Genomic DNA, 1,572 nt, shown 5'->3' on the forward strand with positions numbered 1-1,572 from the left:
GCACAATCTTTGTGCGGTATTGCCCTAAAAAAATCGGTGCCACGGCAGATTAGTGACACCGATTCCGGATTTCATTTTTTCAATAAGCTCTTATGTTCACTGGATCGTGAAAACATAATACTTTTCTTCCCCTGCATACTGTACTGCTACCTGCTGTACAGGATCCACGCCGACAATAGAGTAGATCAACACGGTATACGTATCTTCCACATCATTGCCCCGTGTCACGCCGTATCCCAAATACTGATCCAGAGAACTGCTGGACACTTCCATATAATCTGTATCGTAGGGATTTCCCTCCCACGTCAGCTTATAATACAGATAGATGTTCTGCCGGATCGGCACAGTTTCCACAGATGATGCTGTGGTTGCCGGCGGTTCGGTGACCGTTTCCGGTGCCGCAGTGGTTTCCGCTTTCGGAACAGTCGTTGCTGCGGCAGTGGTCTGCACCGGTTTGGTCTGCGGAGCCGCAGTCGTCACGACCGGCTGGGTTTCCTGCTACTGCGGCTTCTGCGGCACGGTGATTTCCGGAGAAACGATTTCATCTTCCGCCGGAACAGTACTGCTTTCCGCGGCAGCACTGGCATTTCCCGCAGAGTGCACTGTCACGCCGGTTTCTGCGGCAGTGATTTCTGTCTGCGGTCTTGTTTCTGTTTCGTCCGGCTGCTCCGTGTCTGCCGGCAGTTCAGAAGCCTGTGTCGTCACTGTGGGAGAAACAATATCCAGTTGACCGGTGCCGCCCTGCGGCATTCTCCCGTGCACTGCCGCCGCCACCACAACGACACAGAGCAGTGCTGCGGTACAGGCTCCGGCACTGGTCTGCCACCGGAGATACCACGGCTTCGGCTTTGCCGGCGGTGTTTCAGCAACAGAGGCACGCCGCATGATCTCCAGATACATGCGGTCTTTCGCATCTTCATCAGGCTGGATCTGCTCCATCACTTGATGCAGACGGCGTTCCAGCTTTTCATCTTCCTGTTTCTGCATACGGCTCACCTCCTAACTTTTTCAACAGCATCTTCTTGCTGCGGTGCAGCAGCGAACGAACTGTGGATTCTTTTTTTCCCAGCATTCCGGCAATTTCTGCTCCGGAATACCCTTCATAATAAAATAAATACACTACGGTCTTGTATTGATCCGGTAATCCCATTACTGCCGACATCACAGCAGAAACCTCATCCGGCGATGCCGTTGTTCCAAGAGTTGCCTCCCAGTCTTCGACTTCTTCCCGCTTGGTCCGTGACCAGTGATGCATCGCATTTTTACAAAGATTCGACGCAGTCACCAACAGCCATGCTCTGGCATGGTCATCATCTGACCAAAGCTGCGGTTGCTGCATCGCTCGCAAAAAAACGTCCTGCGTCACATCTTCCGCATCCATCTGATTTTTCATCCGCATGTAGCACATACGATATACCGTATCGACATGCCGTGCATAAAACTTCGCAAACGCGGCTTCGTCCTGCGGCACGGGAATACCCCCTATCGTCTACATTTCGGCATATATTTTAAGGCAATATCGCACAAAGAGCGTCTGACAACTTTGCACGCCATCTGCTTGCAAATTTCCCG

3 protein-coding genes are annotated in these 1,572 nt (G+C 52.2%); all 3 read right to left on the minus strand.

Features of this window, described 5'->3' with window-relative positions; genetic code table 11:
- Nucleotides 1-96: 96 nt before the first annotated feature.
- The 3 genes from RUMCAL_RS13815 to RUMCAL_RS13825 are packed head-to-tail and all read right to left on the minus strand — an operon-like array spanning nucleotide 97 to nucleotide 1,471.
- Nucleotides 97-480 (minus strand): hypothetical protein, encoded by a 384-nt coding sequence (locus RUMCAL_RS13815; RefSeq protein WP_021683639.1) that lies wholly within the window; start codon nucleotides 478-480, stop codon nucleotides 97-99.
- 18 nt (nucleotides 481-498) lie between these two features.
- A complete protein-coding gene (locus tag RUMCAL_RS13820; protein WP_021683640.1) occupies nucleotides 499-987 on the minus strand; it encodes a hypothetical protein in 489 nt (162 codons plus the stop codon).
- On the minus strand, nucleotides 968-1,471 hold the full coding sequence (locus RUMCAL_RS13825) for an RNA polymerase sigma factor (RefSeq protein WP_021683641.1): 504 nt from the start codon (nucleotides 1,469-1,471) through the stop codon (nucleotides 968-970). The genes RUMCAL_RS13820 and RUMCAL_RS13825 overlap by 20 nt, the downstream gene beginning before the upstream one ends.
- Nucleotides 1,472-1,572 lie beyond the last annotated feature (101 nt).

The sequence above is a fragment of the Ruminococcus callidus ATCC 27760 genome (genome assembly GCF_000468015.1).
Lineage (GTDB): Bacteria > Bacillota > Clostridia > Oscillospirales > Ruminococcaceae > Ruminococcus_C > Ruminococcus_C callidus.